Source organism: Arthrobacter agilis (genome assembly GCF_030816075.1).
GTDB lineage: Bacteria > Actinomycetota > Actinomycetes > Actinomycetales > Micrococcaceae > Arthrobacter_D > Arthrobacter_D agilis_E.
Genome location: NZ_JAUSXO010000001.1, coordinates 744121 through 762863 on the forward strand (window position 1 = coordinate 744121; position 18743 = coordinate 762863).

Genomic DNA, 18743 nt, shown 5'->3' on the forward strand with positions numbered 1-18743 from the left:
GGCCGGGCCGGGGGTGTCCCGGCCTACCGCGGCTCCGGGGTGTGCAGCCGCGCGAGCACGCGTGAGGTCGATGCGGGCCGCCGTCCCGCGGTTGCCCGCGAGACCAGCACCATGGTGAGGAACGCCGTCGGCACCGTCCACAGGGCGGGCTGGCCCAGCCAGACCCACCGGTCGCCCGCGTCCGCGCCCATCGCCGCCGTCGCGGCGATCGCGCCGCCGCACGTGACCGCGCCGGCGAGCATCCCCGCGACGGCGCCGGCGTCCGTCAGTCCCCGCCACCAGATCCCGAGCAGCAGCAGCGGGCAGATGGTGGAGGCCGTGAAGGCGAAGACGGAGCCGACGCTCCCGGCCAGCGCGAGGCTGTCGGTCAGCAACGCGATGCCGAGGGGGACCGTCGCGGACAGCAGCGCCGCCGCCCTGAAGCCCCGCACGCTGCCCTTGAAGAACTCCTGGCTGACCACCCCGGCGAGCGACACCACGAGGCCGCTCGTCGTCGAGAGGAACGCGGCGAACGCCCCGGCCGTGACCAGGGCGGACAGGAGATCGCCCGCGGTACCGCCGAGGATCCGCCCGGGCAGCAGGAGGACCGTGGCATCGGCCGCTCCCGCCGCCGCGAGTTCGGGCGTGTGGATGCGGCCGAGGATCCCGTACACGGTGGGGAACAGGTAGAACACCGACAGCAGTCCGAGCACGATCAGCGTGGTCCGGCGCGCCGAGGCCCCGTCCGGGTTCGTGTAGAAGCGGACCAGGACATGGGGCAGCCCGAGCGTCCCGAACAGCAGCGCGATGACGAGCGAGATCGTCCCGTACAGCGAGGCGTCCGCCGTCGTGTCCAGATCCGCGGTGAAGGCGCTGCCACCCGCCGTGACCGGGAGGCCGGCGTCGCCGAGGCGGAAGAGCATGAAGACCACCGGCACGGCCAGCGCCGTCAGCTTCAGCCAGTACTGGAAGGCCTGCACGAAGGTGATGGAGCGCATGCCCCCGGTCACCACGCTCAGGCACACCACGACGACGACGGCGAGTGGGCCCGCCCACGCGGGCAGGCCCGTGGTGACGCGCACGGTCAGCGCTGCGCCGTGCAGCTGCGGCACGATGTACAGCCAGCCGATCACCACGACGAGGAGGCTGGTCACACGGCGCACCAGCAGGGAGTCGAGCCGCGCCTGGGCGAAGTCGGGGATGGTGTACGCGCCGGAGCGGCGCAGGGGAGCGGCGACGAACAGCAGCAGCATCAGATAGCCGGCCGTGTAGCCGATGGGGAACCACAGGGCGTCCACGCCGGAGACGAGGATGAGGCCGGCGATGCCCAGGAAGCTCGCGGCGGACAGGTACTCGCCGCCGATCGCCGAGGCGTTCCACCACGGGCGCACCGTGCGGGACGCCACGTAGAAGTCGCCGGTGGTCCTGGAGATGCGGAGGCCGTAGATCCCGATGAGCACGGTGCTGAGCGCCACGAGGACGAGGGCCGTGTAGCCGATGGCGGGGCTCAGCCGCAGGAGGTCGTCGTCGAACACGTCAGTCATCGTCGACGAGGTCCTGGAAGCGCCGCTCGTTGCGGGTGGCGCTCCGTACGTAGAGGATGGCGCAGCCGATGACGAGGGGGTAGACGGCGAGGCCGAGCAGCAGCCAGGGCACCGGCACGGTGAGGACCGTGACGCCGCCGATGCCGGGGAACACCGCGAGGAGGACGGGGATCCCGATCAGGATGACCAGGAAGCCGGCCGCCACCACGAGGGCCAGGCGCAGCTGCGACCGGATCAGCGATGCGACGAACAGCTGTCCCACCTCGGACTGCTCCGCCATCTCGCGGGACACGGGGAAGGACGCGCCGGTGGCACGGGCGGCCGTCCTCGGCGCCGTCACGCGTACCCCGGCGCGGAGCTGCGGGCTGGTCCTCGCTCACGTGCACCGGGACCGGATGCTGGGCATGCCCACCGGCGGTCAGGAGCTCGGGCGGAGGCGCGTGGCCTCGAGCTTCTCGCGGACGTCGGGCAGGTGCCGGCGGCTGACGGGCAGTTCGGCGTCGCCGACGAAGAGGCTCGCACGGCCGGCGCCGATCCGCACCTGGCGCACCTGGTCCATGGAGACGAGGTAGGAGCGGTGCGTGCGCAGGAACCCGGCGTCGGCCCACTGGCGCTCGAGGTCGTTCAGCGGGATGCGGATGAGGTAGCTGGCCTCCGCGGTGTGGAGGCGCGCATAGTCGCCCTGGGCCTGCACGTAGCGGACGTCGTCCCGCCGGATCATCCGGCTCACGCCGCCCTGGTCCACGGTGATGACCTCGGGCGCGGCCGTGGAGCCGTCGACGCGTTCGCAGACCCTGCGGACCGATTCCGCGAGGCGCTCGAGCCGCACGGGCTTCAGGAGGTAGTCGACGGCCCGCAGCTCGAACGCCTCCAGGGCGCGGTCCTCGTCGGCGGTGACGAAGACGACGGCGGGCGGGCGGGCGAAGCGGGACACGCCCCGCGCGATGTCGAGGCCGGAGAGGGACGGCATATGGATGTCGAGGAACAGGGCGTCGACGCTGTGCGACTCGAGGGTCCGGAGCACCTCGGCACCGCTGGAGGCCCGGTGGATGGTGCCGATGCGGGCGTCCTTGCCGAGCAGGAAGGCCAGCTCCTCGACGGCGGGCAGCTCGTCGTCGGCGATGATGACATTGACCATGATGCCTAGGTTACGCGTCCCATGCCTGGTGATCGGGCTGCGACTTGGGCACGCGCATGGTGATGAGGGTGCCCGCGCCCGGTGCGGTGTCGATGATGAGGCCGTGGTCGTCGCCGTACACCTGCCGCAGGCGCGAGTCGACGTTCCGCAGGCCCACGTGGACGTCCTCGGTGTGGCCCGCGAGGACGGACCGCAGGTGCTCCGGGTCGATCCCGACGCCATCGTCCTCGATGGTCACCTCGGCGTAGGGCCCGACGTCGTGCGCGGTGATGGTGATGTTCCCGACGCCGTCCTTCGAGTCCAGCCCGTGCCGGACCGCGTTCTCGACGAGGGGCTGGAGGCTGAGGAACGGGATGACCGTGCTGAGCACCTCGGGGCCGATCTCCAGGCTGACCCGGAGGCGGTCGCCGAAGCGGGCGCGTTCGAGCAGGAGGTAGCGGTCGATGCTGCGCAGCTCCTCGGCGACGGTCGTGAAGTCGCCGTGGCGGCGGAAGGAGTAGCGGGTGAAGTCGGCGAACTCGACCACCAGCTCGCGGGCCCGCTGGGGGTCGGTGTTGATGAAGGACGCGATCGCGTTCAGCGAGTTGTAGATGAAGTGCGGGCTGATCTGGGCACGGAGCGCCCGGACCTCGGCCTCGGCCAGGAGCCGGCGGGACGAGTCGAGCTCCGCGAGCTCCACCTGGGTGGACACCCAGTTCGCCAGTTCGTTGGTGGCGCGGACCAGGCCCGCGTCGACGTCACCGGTGAAGGCGCCGACCGTCCCGACCACGCGGTCGTCCACGCGGATGGGGGAGAGGACGAGCTCGCCGAGGTCGGTCAGCCCCGCGGCGTCGAGGCGCTGCCGCCGCACGATCTGGGTCCGCCCGCTCTCGAGGACCTGCCGCACGAGCGGCATCACCTCCGGCGGGGCCCCGCGCCCGCCCTCCCATGCCAGCACCGCGGCGTCGTCGCTGATCATGAGCACGTCGCACCGCAGCAGCCCGCGCAGGTGCCGGCTCGCCCGCGAGGCGCCCGACGGGGTCAGGCCCTCCCGCAGGTGCTCCGAGGCGAGGGCCGCGGTGTGGAGGGTGGCATAGGTGGCGCGGTCGGCGTCGGACCCGAGGTCCCGGTACGAGCGCGAGAGCCGGAACCCGAGCGCCGCCACGACGGCGAGGGCGAGGACGGCCACGGCGCACACCAGGGCGGTGTCGACGGCGGCACTGGACATGGGTTCAGCGTATCGCCCGCGCGCGGTGCTCCCGGTCGCATCCGTCGCCGCCGGCGACCGTTCGGCGCACGTGGCGGCACGCTCGGCGACACACGCCCCGGCGCGGGTGGTCCCCGCCGCCGTCGTCCTGCACAGTGATGGGAGTCACACCGGTGTGCCCTCCTGCGCGGCCGTCCTGCCGCACCGCGCCCGGGGTGACCCCCGAGAAGAAGGAGGAACCATGGGTTCGCACCCAGTAGAGCCGGACGCCGGCTCCGGTGCTGCCGTCGACTTCACCGAAGTCCAGCAGACCGGGCAGTTCAAGGAACTGCGCAAGCGCCACCGCAGTTTCGTTTTCCCCATGGCAGTGTTCTTCCTGCTCTGGTACTTCGCCTACGTGCTGCTGGCCGATTACGCGCACGAGTTCATGGCCACGCCGGTCTTCGGCAACATCAACATCGGCATCATCCTGGGGCTGCTGCAGTTCGTCTCGACCTTCGCCATCACCATGTGGTACGTCAGCTACGCCAACCGTCGCCTTGACCCGATCGCCGCGGAGCTGCGGCACGAGCTCGAGGGAGCAGCACCCGAGGCCTTCATCGACCCCGCAGGAGGAACCAAGTGATCACTCCCAGCGCCGCCGTCCGCGTGCCGCTCCAGACCGCCGAGGCGACGACGGTCGGCTCACCGCTGCTGAACATCGCCATCTTCGGACTGTTCGTCGCGATCACCCTCGTGATCGTGCTGCGGGCCAGCCGCAACAACAAGACGGCCGCGGACTACTACGCCGCCGGCCGCTCCTTCACCGGAGGGCAGAACGGCACCGCCATCGCCGGCGACTACCTCTCCGCGGCATCCTTCCTCGGCATCGTGGGTGCCATCGCCGTCAACGGCTACGACGGTTTCCTGTACTCGATCGGGTTCCTCGTCGCCTGGCTCGTGGCCCTGCTCCTCGTCGCCGAACTGCTGCGCAACACCGGCAAGTTCACCATGGCCGACGTCCTGTCCTTCCGCCTCAAGCAGCGCGCCCGGTCCGCATCGCGGCCGCCATCACCACGCTGGCCGTCTGCTTCTTCTACCTCCTCGCGCAGATGGCGGGTGCCGGCGGCCTCGTCTCGCTCCTGCTCGGCATCAACGACCGCGTCGGCCAGTCCGTGGTCATCACGGTGGTCGGCGTGCTCATGATCATGTACGTGCTGATCGGCGGCATGAAGGGCACCACCTGGGTGCAGATCATCAAGGCGTGCCTGCTGATCGCCGGTGCGTTCATCATGACCGTCTGGGTCCTGGCCCTGCACGACTTCAACCTGTCCACGCTGCTCGGTGCGGCCATCGAGACCTCCGGCAATGCCGCCATCACGAGCCCGGGCCTGCAGTACGGCGTCAGCGCCACCACGCGGCTCGACTTCCTCTCCCTGGCGCTCGCCCTGGTGCTCGGCACCGCGGCCCTGCCGCACGTGCTCATGCGCTTCTACACCGTGCCGACGGCCAAGGAGGCCCGTCGTTCGGTAGTCTGGGCCATCTGGCTCATCGGTGCGTTCTACCTGTTCACGCTCGTGCTCGGGTACGGTGCGAGCGCCCTCATCGGTTCGGAGCGCATCGCGGCAGCCCCCGGTGGCGTCAACTCGGCCGCCCCGCTCCTGGCCTACGAGCTCGGCGGCTCGATCCTGCTCGGGCTCATCTCCGCCGTCGCGTTCGCCACGATCCTCGCGGTCGTCGCCGGATTGACGATCACGGCGGCCGCCTCGTTCGCGCACGACATCTACGCGAACGTCATCCGGCGCGGCAAGGTGGACCCCGACGGCGAGGTCAAGGTGGCACGCCGCACCGTCGTCGTGATCGGCCTGCTCTCGATCCTCGGCGGTATCGGGGCGCAGGGGCAGAACGTCGCATTCCTCGTGGCGCTCGCGTTCGCCGTCGCGGCCAGCGCCAACCTGCCGACCATCCTCTACTCGCTGTTCTGGAAGCGCTTCAACACCCAGGGCGCCATCTGGAGCATGTACGGCGGCCTCGGCTCGGCGATCCTGCTGATCGCGCTCTCGCCCGTCGTCTCCGGCGGTGAGAAGTCCATGATCACGAGCGCGGACTTCTCCCTGTTCCCGCTGAGCAACCCGGGCATCGTCTCGATCCCGCTCGCGTTCTTCCTCGGCTGGCTGGGGACCATCCTGTCCCGGACCACGGAGGACCCGATGAAGCAGGCCGAGATGGAGGTCCGCTCGCTCACCGGCGTCGGCGCCGAGAAGGCCGTGGACCACTGATCCGTCCCTGACCGTCAGGTCTGCACTGCGAGGCCGTCCCACCTGCCGGTGGGGCGGCCTCGCGCGTTGCGGGCGGACGGTCCGCCGTCCTCAGGAAGGGGGCGGGGCCGGCGGTTCGAGGAGGCGGAGGACGGCCGTGAGGGCCGCGGGCATGCTCACCGACGGGTCGTACAGCCACTGCAGCTGGATGCCGTCGAAGACCCCGATGATGATCCGCGCGGCCTCCTCGGGTGCGATGTCGGAGCGGAGCTCCCCCCGCTCCTGGGCGCGTGCGACGTCCCGCGCGGTCGCGGTCACGAGCCACGCGTAGCGGTCCCGGAAGTAGTCGCGCGCCGCATGCCCCGGTCGCGTCGCCGCCGCGGAGGCCACTGCGAAGAGCGCGGTCAGCCCCGGGTGCCGCGCGTTCTGCTCGGCGACCGCCGGCAGGTCGGCCAGGGCGGTGGCGGTCCCGCCGCGCAGGGCGACGTTCCGCTCGTCGCGGTCGGCGAGGACGGCCGTGAGCAGGTCCTGCTTGCCCCGGAAGTAGTGGAAGAGCGTCGCCTCGCCGATGCCTGCACGCTCCGCCACGAGCTTCAGCGTGGTGCCGTCGAAGCCCTCCGCCGCGAAGACCTCCGCGGCGGTCGTCAGCAGCTCACGCCGCCGCTCGATGCCCTTGGCGTAGGTGCCCTGCGCCCGTCTGCCCATGCGACGAGTGTAGGGCGGGGAGTCACCCGCGGGCTCGGGCGGCCGGGGTCAGGACGAGGTCCGTGGTCCGCGGGCGAGCAGCGGCTCGACCCGGAACGGGATGAGTTCGCCCATCGCGAGCGAGGTGTCGCAGCGCTCCACGCCGTCGCAGCCGAGGATCTTGCCGTTGATGCGGAACAGGTCCTCGGCGTCGACGGCGACCACCCGGACCAGGATGTCGGCCTGTCCGGTCAGTCCGAACGCCTCGACCACCTCGGGCACCGCCGCGATGCTGTGGGTGATGGCCGCCAGCTTCTGCTGCTGCACGTGGACATGGATGAAGGCGGTCAGCGGATAGCCCAGCGAGACCGTGTTGATACGCCGCTCGAAGGAGAGGAAGACACTCTTCTTCTCGAGCTGCGCCATCCTCGCCTGCACGGTGTTCCGTGACAGGCCGAGCTTCTGCGCGAGGGCGACGACGGTGCGCCGCGGGTCCTTGGCCATGGCCTGCAGCAGGCGCGTGTCGGTGAGGTCGAGGGGTTGCATAGTGCGCAACGCTAACACGGCACATTGCGCCGCAATAGGGCACTCTGCTCAGTCGACGAGCCGACGGTTGTGCCACCTGCCCCCTGTGAGTAGGGTCACAATCACTCCGGGTAAAGGTGCCCGGAGCCCCTCGACCCGGCTGTCCGGCGGAGGGTTGCCTGCGAGTGCGAAGGTTGCATGCAATGACCCAGGAAGGCTCCCTGCCGCGATCCGGCAGGACCGAAGCGGTCGGCGGAACGGCGGAACAGGCGAGCGGCACGGTACACCCCGGCCCCTCGCGTCCCGGCGCCGACGAACTCGTCCAGCTCATCGACCACCACGGTGTCCGCCACCCGCACGGACACTACGACGGCCTGGTCGCCGACGTCGACGGCCCCGCCCTGCAGAAGCTCTACGAGGACATGGTGGTGGTGCGGCGCATCGACGCCGAGGCCACCGCCCTGCAGCGCCAGGGCGAGCTCGCACTCTGGCCCCCGCTGCTCGGCCAGGAGGCGGCCCAGATCGGATCCGGGCGCGCCCTGCGCTCCGACGACTTCGTCTTCTCCAGCTACCGCGAGAACGCCGTGGCCTACTGCCGCGGCGTCGACCTCGCCGACATCCTCCGCGTGTGGCGCGGCAACGCCTCCTCCGGCTGGGACCCGTACACCATCAACATGGCGACCCCGCAGGTCATCATCGGGGCGCAGACCCTCCACGCCACGGGCTACGCGATGGGCATCATCAACGACGGCGCCGACGCCGTCGCGGTCGCCTACTTCGGCGACGGCGCCACGAGCCAGGGCGACGTCAACGAGGCGATGGTCTTCGCCGCGAGCTACCAGGCGCCGGTGGTGTTCTTCTGCCAGAACAACCACTGGGCCATCTCCGAGCCGGTGGGGCTGCAGGCGCACGTGCCCATCGCACGCCGTGCTCCCGGCTTCGGCATCCCCTCGGTGCGCGTCGACGGCAACGACGTCCTGGCCTGCCTCGCCGTGACCCGCGAGGCCCTCGCCCGCGCGCGCTCGGGCGGCGGTCCCACCTTCATCGAGGCGGTCACCTACCGCATGGGACCCCACACGACGGCGGACGATCCCACGCGCTACCGCGACGCGAACGAGCTCGAGGACTGGGCGGCCCGCGACCCGCTGGCCCGCCTCGCCACGCTGCTGGACTCGCTCGGCCTGCTCGAGGCGGACTACACCGATTCCGTGAAGGCGAAGGCCGACGCCGTCGCCGCCGAACTCCGCCAGGGCTGCCTCTCGATGCCCGAACCGGCGCCGTCGGACGTCTTCAAGCACGTCTACAGCACCCCGAACTCCTGGCTGGACCGCCAGCAGGACCACTACGAGCGCTACCTCGCGTCCTTCTCCCAGGCGCCCCAGGAAGGATCCCGCTGATGACCACCATGACCTTCGGCCGCGCGATCACCGCGGGCCTGCGCCGCGCCATGGACGACGACCCCAGGGTGATCCTGATGGGCGAGGACATCGGCAAGCTCGGCGGTGTCTTCCGCATCACCGACGGGCTGCAGAAGGACTTCGGGCCGCACCGGGTCCTCGACAGCCCGCTCGCCGAGGCCGGCATCATGGGCACCGCCGTCGGGATGGCCTACCGGGGGTACCGCCCCGTGGTGGAGATCCAGTTCGACGGCTTCATCTACCCGGCCTTCGACCAGATCGTGTGCCAGGTGGCCAAGCTGCACTACCGCACGCAGGGCGCCGTGAAGATGCCCATCACCATCCGCGTGCCCTTCGGCGGCGGCATCGGCTCGCCCGAGCACCACTCCGAGTCACCCGAGGCGTACTTCACCCACACCTCGGGCCTGCGCGTGGTCAGTGTCTCCAATCCGCAGGACGCCTACACGATGATCCAGCAGGCCATCGCCTGCGACGACCCCGTGCTGTACTTCGAGCCCAAGCGGCGTTACCACGTCAAGGGCGAGGTCGACGAGGCCGCGGACCCGGCGTCGTCCGACCTGGGGGCCGCCCGCGTGGTCACGGCGGGGAGCGACGTCACGCTCGTGACGTACGGACCGCTGGTGTCCACCGCGCGCGACGCCGCCATCGCGGCGTCCGACGACGGCATCTCGATCGAGGTGATCGATCTCCGGTCGCTCGCGCCCATCGACTTCGCCACCGTCGAGGCGTCCGTCCGGAAGACCGGCCGGCTCGTCATCACCCACGAGGCCGCGCAGTCCGGCGGACTCGGGGCGGAGATCGCCGCGAGCATCACGGAGCGGTGCTTCGACTACCTCGAGCATGCTCCCGTGCGCGTCACCGGCTTCGACATCCCGTACCCGTACTCCAAGCTCGAATTCCACCACCTGCCCGATCTCGACCGGATCCTGGACGGCGTGGACCGCGTGATGCGCCGGCCGAACTCCCTGAGCGGGCTCGACGGCGCACCCACCAGCGAAGGAGCGGCACTGTGACGGCGACCGTACCCGGCGAGACGACTGCGTCCACCGCGTCCACCGTGAGGGAGTTCCGCCTGCCCGATCTCGGGGAGGGCCTCACGGAGTCCGAGATCGTCCAGTGGCACATCGCCGAGGGCGACACGGTCGAACTGAACCAGATCATCGCCGACGTCGAGACCGCCAAGGCGGTCGTCGAGCTGCCCTCGCCCTACGCCGGCGTCGTCGTCCGCCTCCACGAGGCCGCCGGGACCGTCGTCGACGTCGGAGCGCCGATCGTCTCCTTCGAGGTCCGGTCCGAGGTGGGGCCGGAGCCCGGCCGCGCCGCGCCCGCGCCGGTACCCGCACCCGCACCGGCACTGGCGTCCGGGCCGGCATCCACACCGTCCGACGCCGCTCCCGCCCGGCGCGAACCGAACCTCGTGGGATACGGCGCAGCGGTGGAGAAGGGCGGGCACCCGCAGCGCCGCAGCCGCGTGCTGCCGGCGGACGGACCGGCAGGGTCCCGTGGGCCGGGCATGGCCCCGCCCCGTGCCGAGCGGCCGCGGTCCACGCCGCCGGTGCGGAAGCTCGCCCGCGACCTCGGGATCCCGCTCGACAGCCTCGCCGGGACCGGCCCGGGCTCGCTGATCACCCGCGCCGACGTCCTGGCGGCCCTCGCCGGAACGGCCGGCAGCCCGGTGACGGACACCGCTGCCGTTCCGTCCGCGCAGGGGGCGGCCCCCGCGGCGGGTGCGACGCGGATCCCGATCAAGGGCGTGCGGAAGCACACCGCGGCGGCCATGGTGGCAAGTGCCTTCACCGCGCCGCACGTGACGGAGTTCCTCACCATCGACGTCACGCCGACCATGGACCTGCTGGCCGACCTGAAGCAGAGCCGCGCGTTCGAGGGCACGCGGCTCACGCCGCTCGCCCTCGTGGCGAAGGCCGTGTGCATCGCGGTCGCGCGGAACCCGGTCCTCAACTCGTCCTGGGACGAGGAGGCGCAGGAGATCGTGCAGTACGCGGACGTGAACCTCGGCATCGCCGCGGCCACCCCGCGCGGACTGCTCGTCCCGAACATCAAGGCCGCGCAGTCGCTGCCCCTCGTGGACCTCGCACGGGCACTCGGTTCCCTCACGGACACCGCGCGCGCCGGGAAGACCACGCCGGCGGACCTGACTGGGGGGACCCTCACGATGACCAATATCGGGGTGTTCGGGATCGACGCGGGCACGCCGATCCTCAACCCGGGCGAGGCCGCGATCCTGGCCGTGGGCGCCGTCCGCAGCACGCCGTGGGAGTACCAGGGCGCCGTCGCCCTGCGCTCCGTCCTGACGCTGAGCCTGTCCTTCGACCACCGGCTGGTCGACGGCGAGCAGGGCTCACGCTTCCTCGCGGACGTCGGCACCATCCTCCGGAACCCGGCGATGGTCCTGGCGATGGTGTAGCGGACGGAGGCGTCACCCGAAGAGGTCGCGGTAGCCTTCCATGCGCCCGAGGTAGGGCTCCCAGGCGATCGACTCGGGGTCGGCGCCACCGACGGCGGCTTCGAGGCGATCGAGGTAGTAGTCCCACCCGGGGCCGACACTGGCCGCCATGGCGGCTCCCACCGGCCCGTCGGGGACCACCTGGGTGAAGACCAGCGTCGTCCCGCTGCCGGCGGACGCGCGGAGCTCGAGGGTGTGCTGCCAGGTCACGCGGGGGCCGGATCCGTCGGGGGAGAAGGGGGCGGCGTCGCGGCTGCGGACCGCGAAGCGGCGGGGCGGCTCGCAGGCATCCACGAGGTAGACCTCCTCGGGGACGTCGTCGCCCTCGGCCGTCATGCGGAACCGCACCTCGCCGGAGGACGGATCACCGCTCCACGTGCCGATCCAGCGCCGCATGCGGGCCGGGTCCGTGCAGGCCGCCCAGACGTCGGCGGCCGGGGCGGCCAGTGAGCGGGTGAAGACCAGGTGCCCGACGCCGTCGCGCGTCTCGCGGTGACCGAGCGGGGCGGGAGTTTCCATGCCGTGTCCTCCTGGAGGTCGCTTCCTTCTTCGGAGCCGTCGGGGCGCTAGGCCAGTTCGAGGATGAGTTCCTTCACCACGGCGCCGCGGGACGGGGCGAAGCCCTGTGTCTCGCCGACCTGCTGGAAACCCCAGCGCTCGAGGATGCGGATCGAACTCACGTTGTCGGCCACGGCGCGCGCCCGGATGGGCCGCTCGGTGACCTCGGCGAGGAACTGGCCGACGGCGGACGTGGTGATGCCCTGGCCCCACCGGGAGCGGTCGATCCAGTAGCTGATCTCCGGGGTGTCGGCGTCGTGGTAGGCGAGGATGCTGCCCACCACCTCGCCGTCCGAGAGGATGGTCCGCACCGTGATCCGGCTGTCGTTCAGGATGTCCTGCCAGTGGTGGTCGAAGACGCCCCGGTCGGAGGGGTTCTTGGCGCCGAACGCGGCCATGTGGTTGGCGCCGGGGTCGAGCTGGTGCGAGAAGAACTCGTCGAGGTCGGTTGCTTCAACGGGACGTAGCGTGATCACAGCGGCACTTTCAGTCGGTGGAGGGCCGGGCGGGCGGCGCGGCCGGAACTTCTCGTGGAATCAGCGTACTAGCCGCCCGGCGCGCCCCGGCCCGGAGGGCGGGGGCGGCCGGGTCCGCCCGACGCATCACACCGTCAGCGCGGCCCATGCCATGTCCTGCAGCAGGTCCCGGAGCGCGGCGAGCTCGCGGGTCGAGGTGGTGCCGTGCGTGGTGTGGGGTGTCGAGTTGATGAGCCCGAAGACGGCGTGGACCTTCCGCCGCAGCAGCGACCGGTCGGTGTCGGGCAGGTGGCGGGCGAGTTCGCCCACCCAGACCTGGACATAGCTGCGCTGCAGGGACCGGACGGTGCGTTCGTCGTCGTGCGGGAGGGACCCGAGGTCGCGGTCCTGGACGCGGATCACGTTCGCGTTGTTCAGCGCGAACTCCACCTGGAACCGGATGAGGCCGCGCAGTGCCTCCTCCGGGGAGGCGGCCGCGGCCGCGACGCCGCGCCCGCCCTCGAGCAGGTCCTCGCTGACCCCGATGAGGAGGGCCGACAGGACGGAGGGCTTGCCGGGGAAGTGGCGGTACACCGCCGGGCCGCTCACCCCGGCGGCGGCGCCGAGGTCCTCGATCGAGACCCCGTTGTACCCGCGGTCCGCGAACAGCTGGGCAGCGGCGTCGAGCAGCGCAGCACGGCGGGTCGCCTTCGCGATGCTCCGGCCGGTCACGCGCTCCTCGGTGGGCAGTGCCTCCATGCGGGTCCTTGTCGTTCGCCGGGGAAAGTGGTTCCCTCATTCTCATGGACAACCGGGTTAATGACCACTAACCTGAATCCGGTTAGCGTCTGCTAACTGAACTGCGCGCGAGGAAGTAGTCGATGGAGACTCTGACATCGAAGGTCGATCCGCTCTCACCGGCGTTCTCCGCGAATGCCGCGGCCCAGGCGGACCTCGTCGGCGATCTCCGGCGCCGCCTCGCCGCGGCCGCACTGGGCGGCCCGGAACGCTCCCGGGAGCGCCATGTGGCGCGCGGCAAGCTCCTGCCGCGCGAGCGTATCGACGAGCTGCTCGACGACGGTAGTCCCTTCCTCGAGATCGCCCCGCTGGCGGCCAACGGGATGTACGACGACGAGTGCCCCGGCGCGGGCGTCATCGCGGGCATCGGCCTGGTGCACGGCCGGCACGTCCTGGTGATCTCCAACGACGCGACCGTCAAGGGCGGGACCTACTACCCGATGACCGTGAAGAAGCACCTGCGGGCGCAGGAGATCGCCCTCGAGAATCTCCTGCCGTGCGTCTACCTCGTGGACTCGGGCGGCGCGTTCCTGCCCCGGCAGGACGACGTCTTCCCCGACCGCAACCACTTCGGCCGCATCTTCTACAACCAGGCCACCATGTCGGCCCGCAAGATCCCGCAGATCGCCGCCGTGCTCGGCAGCTGCACCGCGGGCGGCGCCTACGTGCCGGCCATGAGCGACGAAACGGTGATCGTCCGCAACCAGGGCACCATCTTCCTGGGCGGCCCGCCCCTCGTGAAGGCGGCCATCGGCGAGGTGGTCACGGCGGAGGAACTCGGCGGCGGCGAGGTCCACTCCCGCGTCTCCGGCGTCACGGACCACCTCGCGGAGAACGACCGGCACGCCCTGGAGATCGTGCGCGACATCATCGCCACCCTGCCGCCGCCTGCGACGGCGACGCCGCCGGCGGTGCAGGCGCCCGTCCTCGAGCCCGCCGTCGCGCAGGACGAGCTCTACGGCGCCGTGCCGACCGACGTCAACGCCTCCTACGACGCCCGCGAGATCATCGCCCGCCTCGTCGACGGTTCACAGTTCCACGAGTTCAAGCGCGAGTACGGCACCACGCTCGTCACCGGCTTCGCGAGCATCCACGGCCACCGTGTGGGCATCATCGCCAACAACGGGGTGCTGTTCAGTGAATCCGCGCTCAAGGGTGCCCACTTCATCGAGCTCTGCGACCAGCGCGGTGTGCCGCTGGTGTTCCTGCAGAACCTCTCCGGCTTCATGGTCGGAAAGGACTACGAGGCGGGCGGGATCGCGAAGAACGGCGCCAAGATGGTCACCGCCGTCGCCACCGCCCGCGTGCCGAAGCTGACCGTCGTCGTCGGCGGGTCCTTCGGCGCCGGCAACTACTCGATGTGCGGGCGGGCCTTCTCGCCGCGCTTCCTGTGGATGTGGCCCGCCGCGCGGATCTCGGTGATGGGCGGCAACCAGGCGTCGTCGGTCCTCGCCACCGTCAAGCGGGACCAGCTCGAGGCGCGCGGGGAGGACTGGCCGGCCGAGGAGGAGGAGGCGTTCCGGGCGCCGATCCGCGACCAGTACGAGGCCCAGGGCAACCCCTACTACTCGACGGCCCGCCTGTGGGACGACGGCGTGATCGATCCCGCGGACACCCGCACCGTGCTCGGCCTCGCGCTCGACGTCTGCGCCGACGCGCCCCTGCCCGATACCTCCTTCGGCCTCTTCCGGATGTGACCTGATGACCCCCTTCGCGAACACCCCCCTCCGCTCGTGGCCCTTCGACACCGTCCTCGTGGCGAACCGCGGCGAGATCGCGAGCCGCGTGATCCGCTCCGTCCGGGCACTGGGCCTGCGTTCCGTCGCCGTGTACAGCGACGCCGACGCCGGCGCCCGGCACGTCCTCGAGGCCGACCTCGCGGTACGCCTCGGCGCGGCGGCGCCGTCGGAGAGCTACCTGTCCATCCCCGCAGTCCTCGACGCCTGCCGCCGCACGGGCGCCGGCGCCGTGCATCCGGGCTACGGGTTCCTCAGCGAGAACGCGGCCTTCGCCGACGCCCTCCGCGACGCCGGGATCGTCTTCATCGGCCCGTCCGTCCACGCCCTGGACGTCATGGGCGACAAGATCCGGTCGAAGAACCACGTGGCCGCGTCCGGCGTCCCCGTGGTACCCGGCATCGCCGAACCGGGACTCTCCGACGACGACCTGCTGCGCGCAGCGGACGACGTCGGCTTCCCGCTGCTCATCAAGCCGTCCGCGGGTGGCGGCGGCAAGGGCATGCACGCCGTCCACCGGGCGGAGGACCTAGCCGAGGTCCTCGTCACGGCGCGTCGCGTCGCGGCCCGCGCGTTCGGCGACGACACCCTGTTCCTGGAACGCCTGATCGAGCGGCCCCGGCACATCGAGGTGCAGGTCCTGGCCGACAGCTCCGGCACCGTGATCCACCTCGGGGAGCGCGAGTGCTCGCTGCAGCGCCGCCACCAGAAGGTCATCGAGGAGGCGCCGTCGGCCCTGCTCGACGACGCGACGCGGCGCCGGATCGGCGAGGCCGCGTGCGCCGCGGCCCGCAGCGTCGACTACACGGGAGCCGGGACCGTCGAGTTCCTCGTCTCCGACGCCGCGCCGGACGAGTTCTTCTTCATGGAGATGAACACGCGCCTGCAGGTCGAGCACCCCGTCACGGAACTGGTGACCGGCATCGACCTCGTGGAGTGGCAGATCCGCATCGCCGCGGGCGAGGAGCTGCCGCTCACGCAGGACGACGTCGTGCTCACCGGGCACGCCGTCGAGGCCCGCGTGTACGCGGAGAACCCCGAGGCAGGGTTCCTCCCCTCCACCGGGACCGTCCTGGCGCTGACCGAACCGACCGGGGAGGGCATCCGGGTGGACAGCTCGCTCCTGCCCGGGGGCACCGTCGCGTCGTCGTACGACCCCATGCTCGCGAAGGTCATCGCGTGGGGCGCGGACCGGGGTGAGGCGCTCGACCGCCTCGACGCGGCCCTCGCCGGCACCGTGGTCCTCGGCGTGGACACCAACATCGAGTACCTCCGCCTGCTCGTGGGCGATGACGACGTACGGGCCGCGCGGCTCGACACCACGCTGATCGAACGCAAGCTCCCGGACCTGGTCTTTCGCCACGTCGGCACCGAGGACCTCGCGCTCGCCGCCGTCCTGCTCCTCGAGGCCGAACCTGCTCCGGTCGGCGGCTCGCCCTGGCACCGGGGGGACGGCTTCAGGCTCGGGACGCCCCGGCCGCGCACGGTCGTCCTGGAGCACGACGGCGGGAGCCCGACCGTCCGGCTCGTGCGGTCCGGCATCGGATGGGATGCGACGGTGGGCGACTCCGGTGCCACCCACAGCGTCGTCGTCGATGCCGGCGGGGGAGCGACCATCGACGGCCTCCGCTCCCGCCGGCGGTACGCGCTCGACGGGGACACCGTCTGGCTGGGCGACGCGGGCTGGTCCGCCCGCCTGCGCCGCCCGGGCCGCCGCGAACTGCTCGACGCCGCGCTGTCCCGCATCACCCGCGAGGAGGGCGCGGCCGACCCCCTGGTCCGCAGCCCCATGCCGGGCACCGTGGTGTCGGTGTCCGTCGAGGACGGCGCGACCGTCGAGGCGGGCGACGTCCTCGTCGCCGTCGAGGCCATGAAGATGGAACACCAGCTCACCGCCGCCCTGTCCGGCGTCGTCCGACTCTCCCTCAAGCCCGGCGACCTCGTCCGGGCACACCAGATCCTCGCCACCATCGAGTCCGCCCCCGAGGGCGGCCCGGCAACCATCCCCACGGAAGGGAACGCAGCATGAATTTCGAACTGAGCGAGGAGTACCAGGACCTCGTCGACACCGTCCGCGAGTTCGCCGACGAGGTCGTGGCCCCGGTCTCCGCCAAGCACGACGCCGAGCACAGCTTCCCCTACGCGGTGGTCAAGCAGATGGGGGACATGGGCCTGTTCGGCCTGCCGTTCCCCGAGGAGTACGGAGGAATGGGCGGCGACTACTTCGCGCTGTGCCTGGCACTAGAGCAGCTGGCACGGGTGGACCAGTCCGTGGCCATCACCCTCGAGGCCGGGGTGTCCCTGGGTGCCATGCCGGTCTACCGCTTCGGCACCGAGGAGCAGAAGCAGCAGTGGCTGCCCTCCCTCGCCTCCGGCCAGGCCCTCGGCGGATTCGGCCTGACCGAGTCCGAGGCCGGCTCCGACGCCTCGGGCACGAAGACGACGGCGACGCTCGAGGACGGCGCCTCAGGCCCCGAGTGGGTGATCAACGGCACCAAGGAGTTCATCACGAACTCGGGCACCGACATCACCTCGCTGGTGACGGTCACCGCCGTCACGGGCACCTCCGAACGACCGGACGGCACGGTGAAGAAGGAGATCTCCACCCTCCTCGTGCCCTCGGACACGCCCGGTTTCACCGCGGAGAAGGCCTACAACAAGGTGGGCTGGAATGCGTCCGACACGCATCCGCTCACCCTCCGTGACGTCCGCGTCCCCGAAGCGAACCTGCTCGGCACGCGGGGCCGCGGCTACGCCAACTTCCTGCAGATCCTCGACGAGGGGCGGATCGCCATCGCGGCGCTCGCGACCGGCGCGGCGCAGGGTTGCGTGGAACAGTCCATCCGCTATGCCGGCGAGCGCATGGCCTTCGGCAGCAACATCGGCGCCTACCAGTCCATCCAGTTCAAGATCGCCCGGATGCAGGTCCGCGCCCACACCGCGCGGCTGGCCTACTACGACGCGGCGTCGCGCATGCTCGCGGGCAAGCCGTTCAAGACGCAGGCGTCCATCGCGAAGCTGGTGGCCGGCGAGGCAGCCATGGACAACGCGCGCGACGCCACGCAGATCTTCGGCGGTTACGGTTTCATCAACGAGTTCGTGGTGTCCAGGCACTACCGTGACTCGAAGATCCTCGAGATCGGCGAGGGGACCACGGAGGTCCAGCTCATGCTGATCGCGCGGGAACTGGGGCTCTAGGTACATCCGGCCGACGGCGGCAGCGGCGACACGAAGGAGAAGCAGTGATCAACAAGGTGGTCAGCAGCGCGGCCGAGGCCGTCGCGGACATCCCCGACGGCGCGTCCCTCGCCGTCGGCGGGTTCGGCCTGTGCGGCATCCCGGTGTCGCTCATCGACGCCCTGCACGCGCAGGGCACGGCGGACCTGGAGACCGTGAGCAACAACTGCGGTGTGGACGACTGGGGCCTCGGCATCCTGCTGTCCGACCATCGCATCCGTCGCACCGTGAGCTCCTACGTCGGCGAGAACAAGGAGTTCGCCCGCCAGTACCTCGCGGGGGAGCTCGAGGTGGAGCTCACCCCGCAGGGCACGCTCGCCGAGAAGCTCCGCGCCGGTGGGGCGGGCATCCCCGCCTTCTACACGACGGCGGGCGTCGGCACCCAGGTGAGCGAGGGCGGCCTGCCGCAGCGCTACGACGCCGAGGGGAACGTCACCGTCGCGTCGAAGGCGAAGGAGGTGCGGTCCTTCGACGGCGTCGACTACGTGCTGGAGGAGTCGCTCCGCCCGGACTTCGCGCTGGTGCACGCCTGGAAGGGCGATCGCCACGGCAACCTCGTGTTCCACGCGACCGCGATGAACTTCAACCCGCTGTGCGCCCAGGCCGGCAGGACCACCATCGCCGAGGTGGAGGAGCTCGTCGAACCCGGCGAGCTCGACCCGGGCCAGATCCACACGCCCGGCATCTTCGTGCAGCGGGTCGTCGTCGCCCCGGACGTCACCAAGCGCGTGGAGAAGCGCACCGTCGCACTGGCGGCACCGACCGCACCCGAAGGAGCATGAGC

The 18743-nt window shown here is 71.2% G+C and carries 17 protein-coding genes and 1 pseudogene; 9 read left to right on the top strand and 9 right to left on the bottom strand.

The genetic code is table 11. The annotated features are described in order from the left end of the window. Window positions 1-23 precede the first annotated feature (23 nt). From QFZ50_RS03230 to QFZ50_RS03245, 4 genes are all read right to left on the bottom strand, one after another. Window positions 24-1490 (bottom strand): sodium/solute symporter, encoded by a 1467-nt coding sequence (locus QFZ50_RS03230; RefSeq protein WP_307086624.1) that lies wholly within the window; start codon window positions 1488-1490, stop codon window positions 24-26. Between the two features lie 25 nt (window positions 1491-1515). Then, entirely contained in the window at window positions 1516-1863 is a 348-nt protein-coding gene (locus QFZ50_RS03235) for a hypothetical protein (RefSeq protein WP_307081860.1), read from the bottom strand. Between the two features lie 78 nt (window positions 1864-1941). Beyond that, window positions 1942-2661: a LytR/AlgR family response regulator transcription factor gene (locus tag QFZ50_RS03240; RefSeq protein WP_307081862.1), complete on the bottom strand. Its 720-nt coding sequence runs from the start codon at window positions 2659-2661 to the stop codon at window positions 1942-1944. A gap of 10 nt (window positions 2662-2671) precedes the next feature. Next, on the bottom strand, window positions 2672-3868 hold the full coding sequence (locus tag QFZ50_RS03245; protein WP_307081863.1) for a histidine kinase: 1197 nt from the start codon (window positions 3866-3868) through the stop codon (window positions 2672-2674). 220 nt (window positions 3869-4088) lie between these two features. On the opposite strand from QFZ50_RS03245, the gene QFZ50_RS03250 reads away from it, so the two are divergent. Further along, a complete protein-coding gene (locus QFZ50_RS03250; RefSeq protein ID WP_307081865.1) occupies window positions 4089-4472 on the top strand; it encodes a DUF485 domain-containing protein in 384 nt (127 codons plus the stop codon). 23 nt (window positions 4473-4495) lie between these two features. Then, window positions 4496-6105, top strand: a pseudogene (locus QFZ50_RS03255) (solute symporter family protein). Window positions 6106-6195: 90 nt separating this feature from the next. On the opposite strand, the gene QFZ50_RS03260 reads toward QFZ50_RS03255, so the two are convergent. Both QFZ50_RS03260 and QFZ50_RS03265 read right to left on the bottom strand, forming a co-directional pair. Continuing rightward, window positions 6196-6789: a TetR/AcrR family transcriptional regulator gene (locus tag QFZ50_RS03260; RefSeq protein ID WP_307081867.1), complete on the bottom strand. Its 594-nt coding sequence runs from the start codon at window positions 6787-6789 to the stop codon at window positions 6196-6198. Between the two features lie 48 nt (window positions 6790-6837). After that, window positions 6838-7314, bottom strand: coding sequence for an Lrp/AsnC family transcriptional regulator (locus QFZ50_RS03265; protein WP_307081869.1), 477 nt, complete (start codon window positions 7312-7314; stop codon window positions 6838-6840). A gap of 182 nt (window positions 7315-7496) precedes the next feature. Between QFZ50_RS03265 and pdhA the strand changes: the two genes are divergently transcribed. Genes pdhA through QFZ50_RS03280 form a run of 3 tightly spaced genes read left to right on the top strand, consistent with a single transcriptional unit; the run spans window position 7497 to window position 11136 of the window. Continuing rightward, complete coding sequence (gene pdhA, locus QFZ50_RS03270; protein WP_307081871.1) at window positions 7497-8690, top strand: pyruvate dehydrogenase (acetyl-transferring) E1 component subunit alpha; 1194 nt, start codon at window positions 7497-7499, stop codon at window positions 8688-8690. Further along, window positions 8690-9724 carry an alpha-ketoacid dehydrogenase subunit beta gene (locus QFZ50_RS03275; protein WP_307081873.1) on the top strand — a complete coding sequence of 345 codons (1035 nt, stop codon included), beginning with the start codon at window positions 8690-8692 and terminating at the stop codon, window positions 9722-9724. The genes pdhA and QFZ50_RS03275 overlap by 1 nt, the downstream gene beginning before the upstream one ends. Continuing rightward, on the top strand, window positions 9721-11136 hold the full coding sequence (locus tag QFZ50_RS03280; RefSeq protein WP_307081875.1) for a dihydrolipoamide acetyltransferase family protein: 1416 nt from the start codon (window positions 9721-9723) through the stop codon (window positions 11134-11136). The genes QFZ50_RS03275 and QFZ50_RS03280 overlap by 4 nt, the downstream gene beginning before the upstream one ends. A 12-nt stretch (window positions 11137-11148) precedes the next feature. Here the strand turns inward: QFZ50_RS03280 and QFZ50_RS03285 are convergent, their stop codons facing one another. The 3 genes from QFZ50_RS03285 to QFZ50_RS03295 form a co-directional block, all read right to left on the bottom strand. After that, window positions 11149-11694, bottom strand: coding sequence for an SRPBCC domain-containing protein (locus QFZ50_RS03285; RefSeq protein ID WP_307081877.1), 546 nt, complete (start codon window positions 11692-11694; stop codon window positions 11149-11151). Window positions 11695-11741: 47 nt separating this feature from the next. Further along, a complete protein-coding gene (locus QFZ50_RS03290) occupies window positions 11742-12209 on the bottom strand; it encodes a GNAT family N-acetyltransferase (protein WP_307081878.1) in 468 nt (155 codons plus the stop codon). A gap of 126 nt (window positions 12210-12335) precedes the next feature. Further along, window positions 12336-12947 carry a TetR/AcrR family transcriptional regulator gene (locus QFZ50_RS03295; protein ID WP_307081880.1) on the bottom strand — a complete coding sequence of 204 codons (612 nt, stop codon included), beginning with the start codon at window positions 12945-12947 and terminating at the stop codon, window positions 12336-12338. Between the two features lie 122 nt (window positions 12948-13069). Between QFZ50_RS03295 and QFZ50_RS03300 the strand changes: the two genes are divergently transcribed. The 4 genes from QFZ50_RS03300 to QFZ50_RS03315 are packed head-to-tail and all read left to right on the top strand — an operon-like array spanning window position 13070 to window position 18741. Then, window positions 13070-14683 carry a carboxyl transferase domain-containing protein gene (locus QFZ50_RS03300; RefSeq protein ID WP_307081882.1) on the top strand — a complete coding sequence of 538 codons (1614 nt, stop codon included), beginning with the start codon at window positions 13070-13072 and terminating at the stop codon, window positions 14681-14683. Between the two features lie 4 nt (window positions 14684-14687). Next, window positions 14688-16751: an acetyl/propionyl/methylcrotonyl-CoA carboxylase subunit alpha gene (locus QFZ50_RS03305; RefSeq protein WP_307081884.1), complete on the top strand. Its 2064-nt coding sequence runs from the start codon at window positions 14688-14690 to the stop codon at window positions 16749-16751. Then, window positions 16748-17920 carry an acyl-CoA dehydrogenase family protein gene (locus QFZ50_RS03310; protein WP_307081886.1) on the top strand — a complete coding sequence of 391 codons (1173 nt, stop codon included), beginning with the start codon at window positions 16748-16750 and terminating at the stop codon, window positions 17918-17920. Before QFZ50_RS03305 ends, QFZ50_RS03310 begins: the two co-directional genes overlap by 4 nt. A 44-nt stretch (window positions 17921-17964) precedes the next feature. Next, entirely contained in the window at window positions 17965-18741 is a 777-nt protein-coding gene (locus tag QFZ50_RS03315; RefSeq protein ID WP_307081888.1) for a CoA transferase subunit A, read from the top strand. Window positions 18742-18743: the final 2 nt, after the last annotated feature.

Excerpts from the sequence above, each read along its gene's own strand:
- QFZ50_RS03240 (WP_307081862.1), bottom strand. The coding sequence starts at position 2,661 with ATGGTCAATGTCATCATCGCCGACGACGAGCTGCCCGCCGTCGAGGAG.
- QFZ50_RS03245 (WP_307081863.1), bottom strand. The coding sequence starts at position 3,868 with ATGTCCAGTGCCGCCGTCGACACCGCCCTGGTGTGCGCCGTGGCCGTC.
- QFZ50_RS03250 (WP_307081865.1), top strand. The coding sequence starts at position 4,089 with ATGGGTTCGCACCCAGTAGAGCCGGACGCCGGCTCCGGTGCTGCCGTC.
- QFZ50_RS03260 (WP_307081867.1), bottom strand. The coding sequence starts at position 6,789 with ATGGGCAGACGGGCGCAGGGCACCTACGCCAAGGGCATCGAGCGGCGG.
- QFZ50_RS03265 (WP_307081869.1), bottom strand. The coding sequence starts at position 7,314 with ATGCAACCCCTCGACCTCACCGACACGCGCCTGCTGCAGGCCATGGCC.
- pdhA (WP_307081871.1), top strand. The coding sequence starts at position 7,497 with ATGACCCAGGAAGGCTCCCTGCCGCGATCCGGCAGGACCGAAGCGGTC.
- QFZ50_RS03275 (WP_307081873.1), top strand. The coding sequence starts at position 8,690 with ATGACCACCATGACCTTCGGCCGCGCGATCACCGCGGGCCTGCGCCGC.
- QFZ50_RS03285 (WP_307081877.1), bottom strand. The coding sequence starts at position 11,694 with ATGGAAACTCCCGCCCCGCTCGGTCACCGCGAGACGCGCGACGGCGTC.
- QFZ50_RS03295 (WP_307081880.1), bottom strand. The coding sequence starts at position 12,947 with ATGGAGGCACTGCCCACCGAGGAGCGCGTGACCGGCCGGAGCATCGCG.
- QFZ50_RS03300 (WP_307081882.1), top strand. The coding sequence starts at position 13,070 with ATGGAGACTCTGACATCGAAGGTCGATCCGCTCTCACCGGCGTTCTCC.
- QFZ50_RS03305 (WP_307081884.1), top strand. The coding sequence starts at position 14,688 with ATGACCCCCTTCGCGAACACCCCCCTCCGCTCGTGGCCCTTCGACACC.
- QFZ50_RS03310 (WP_307081886.1), top strand. The coding sequence starts at position 16,748 with ATGAATTTCGAACTGAGCGAGGAGTACCAGGACCTCGTCGACACCGTC.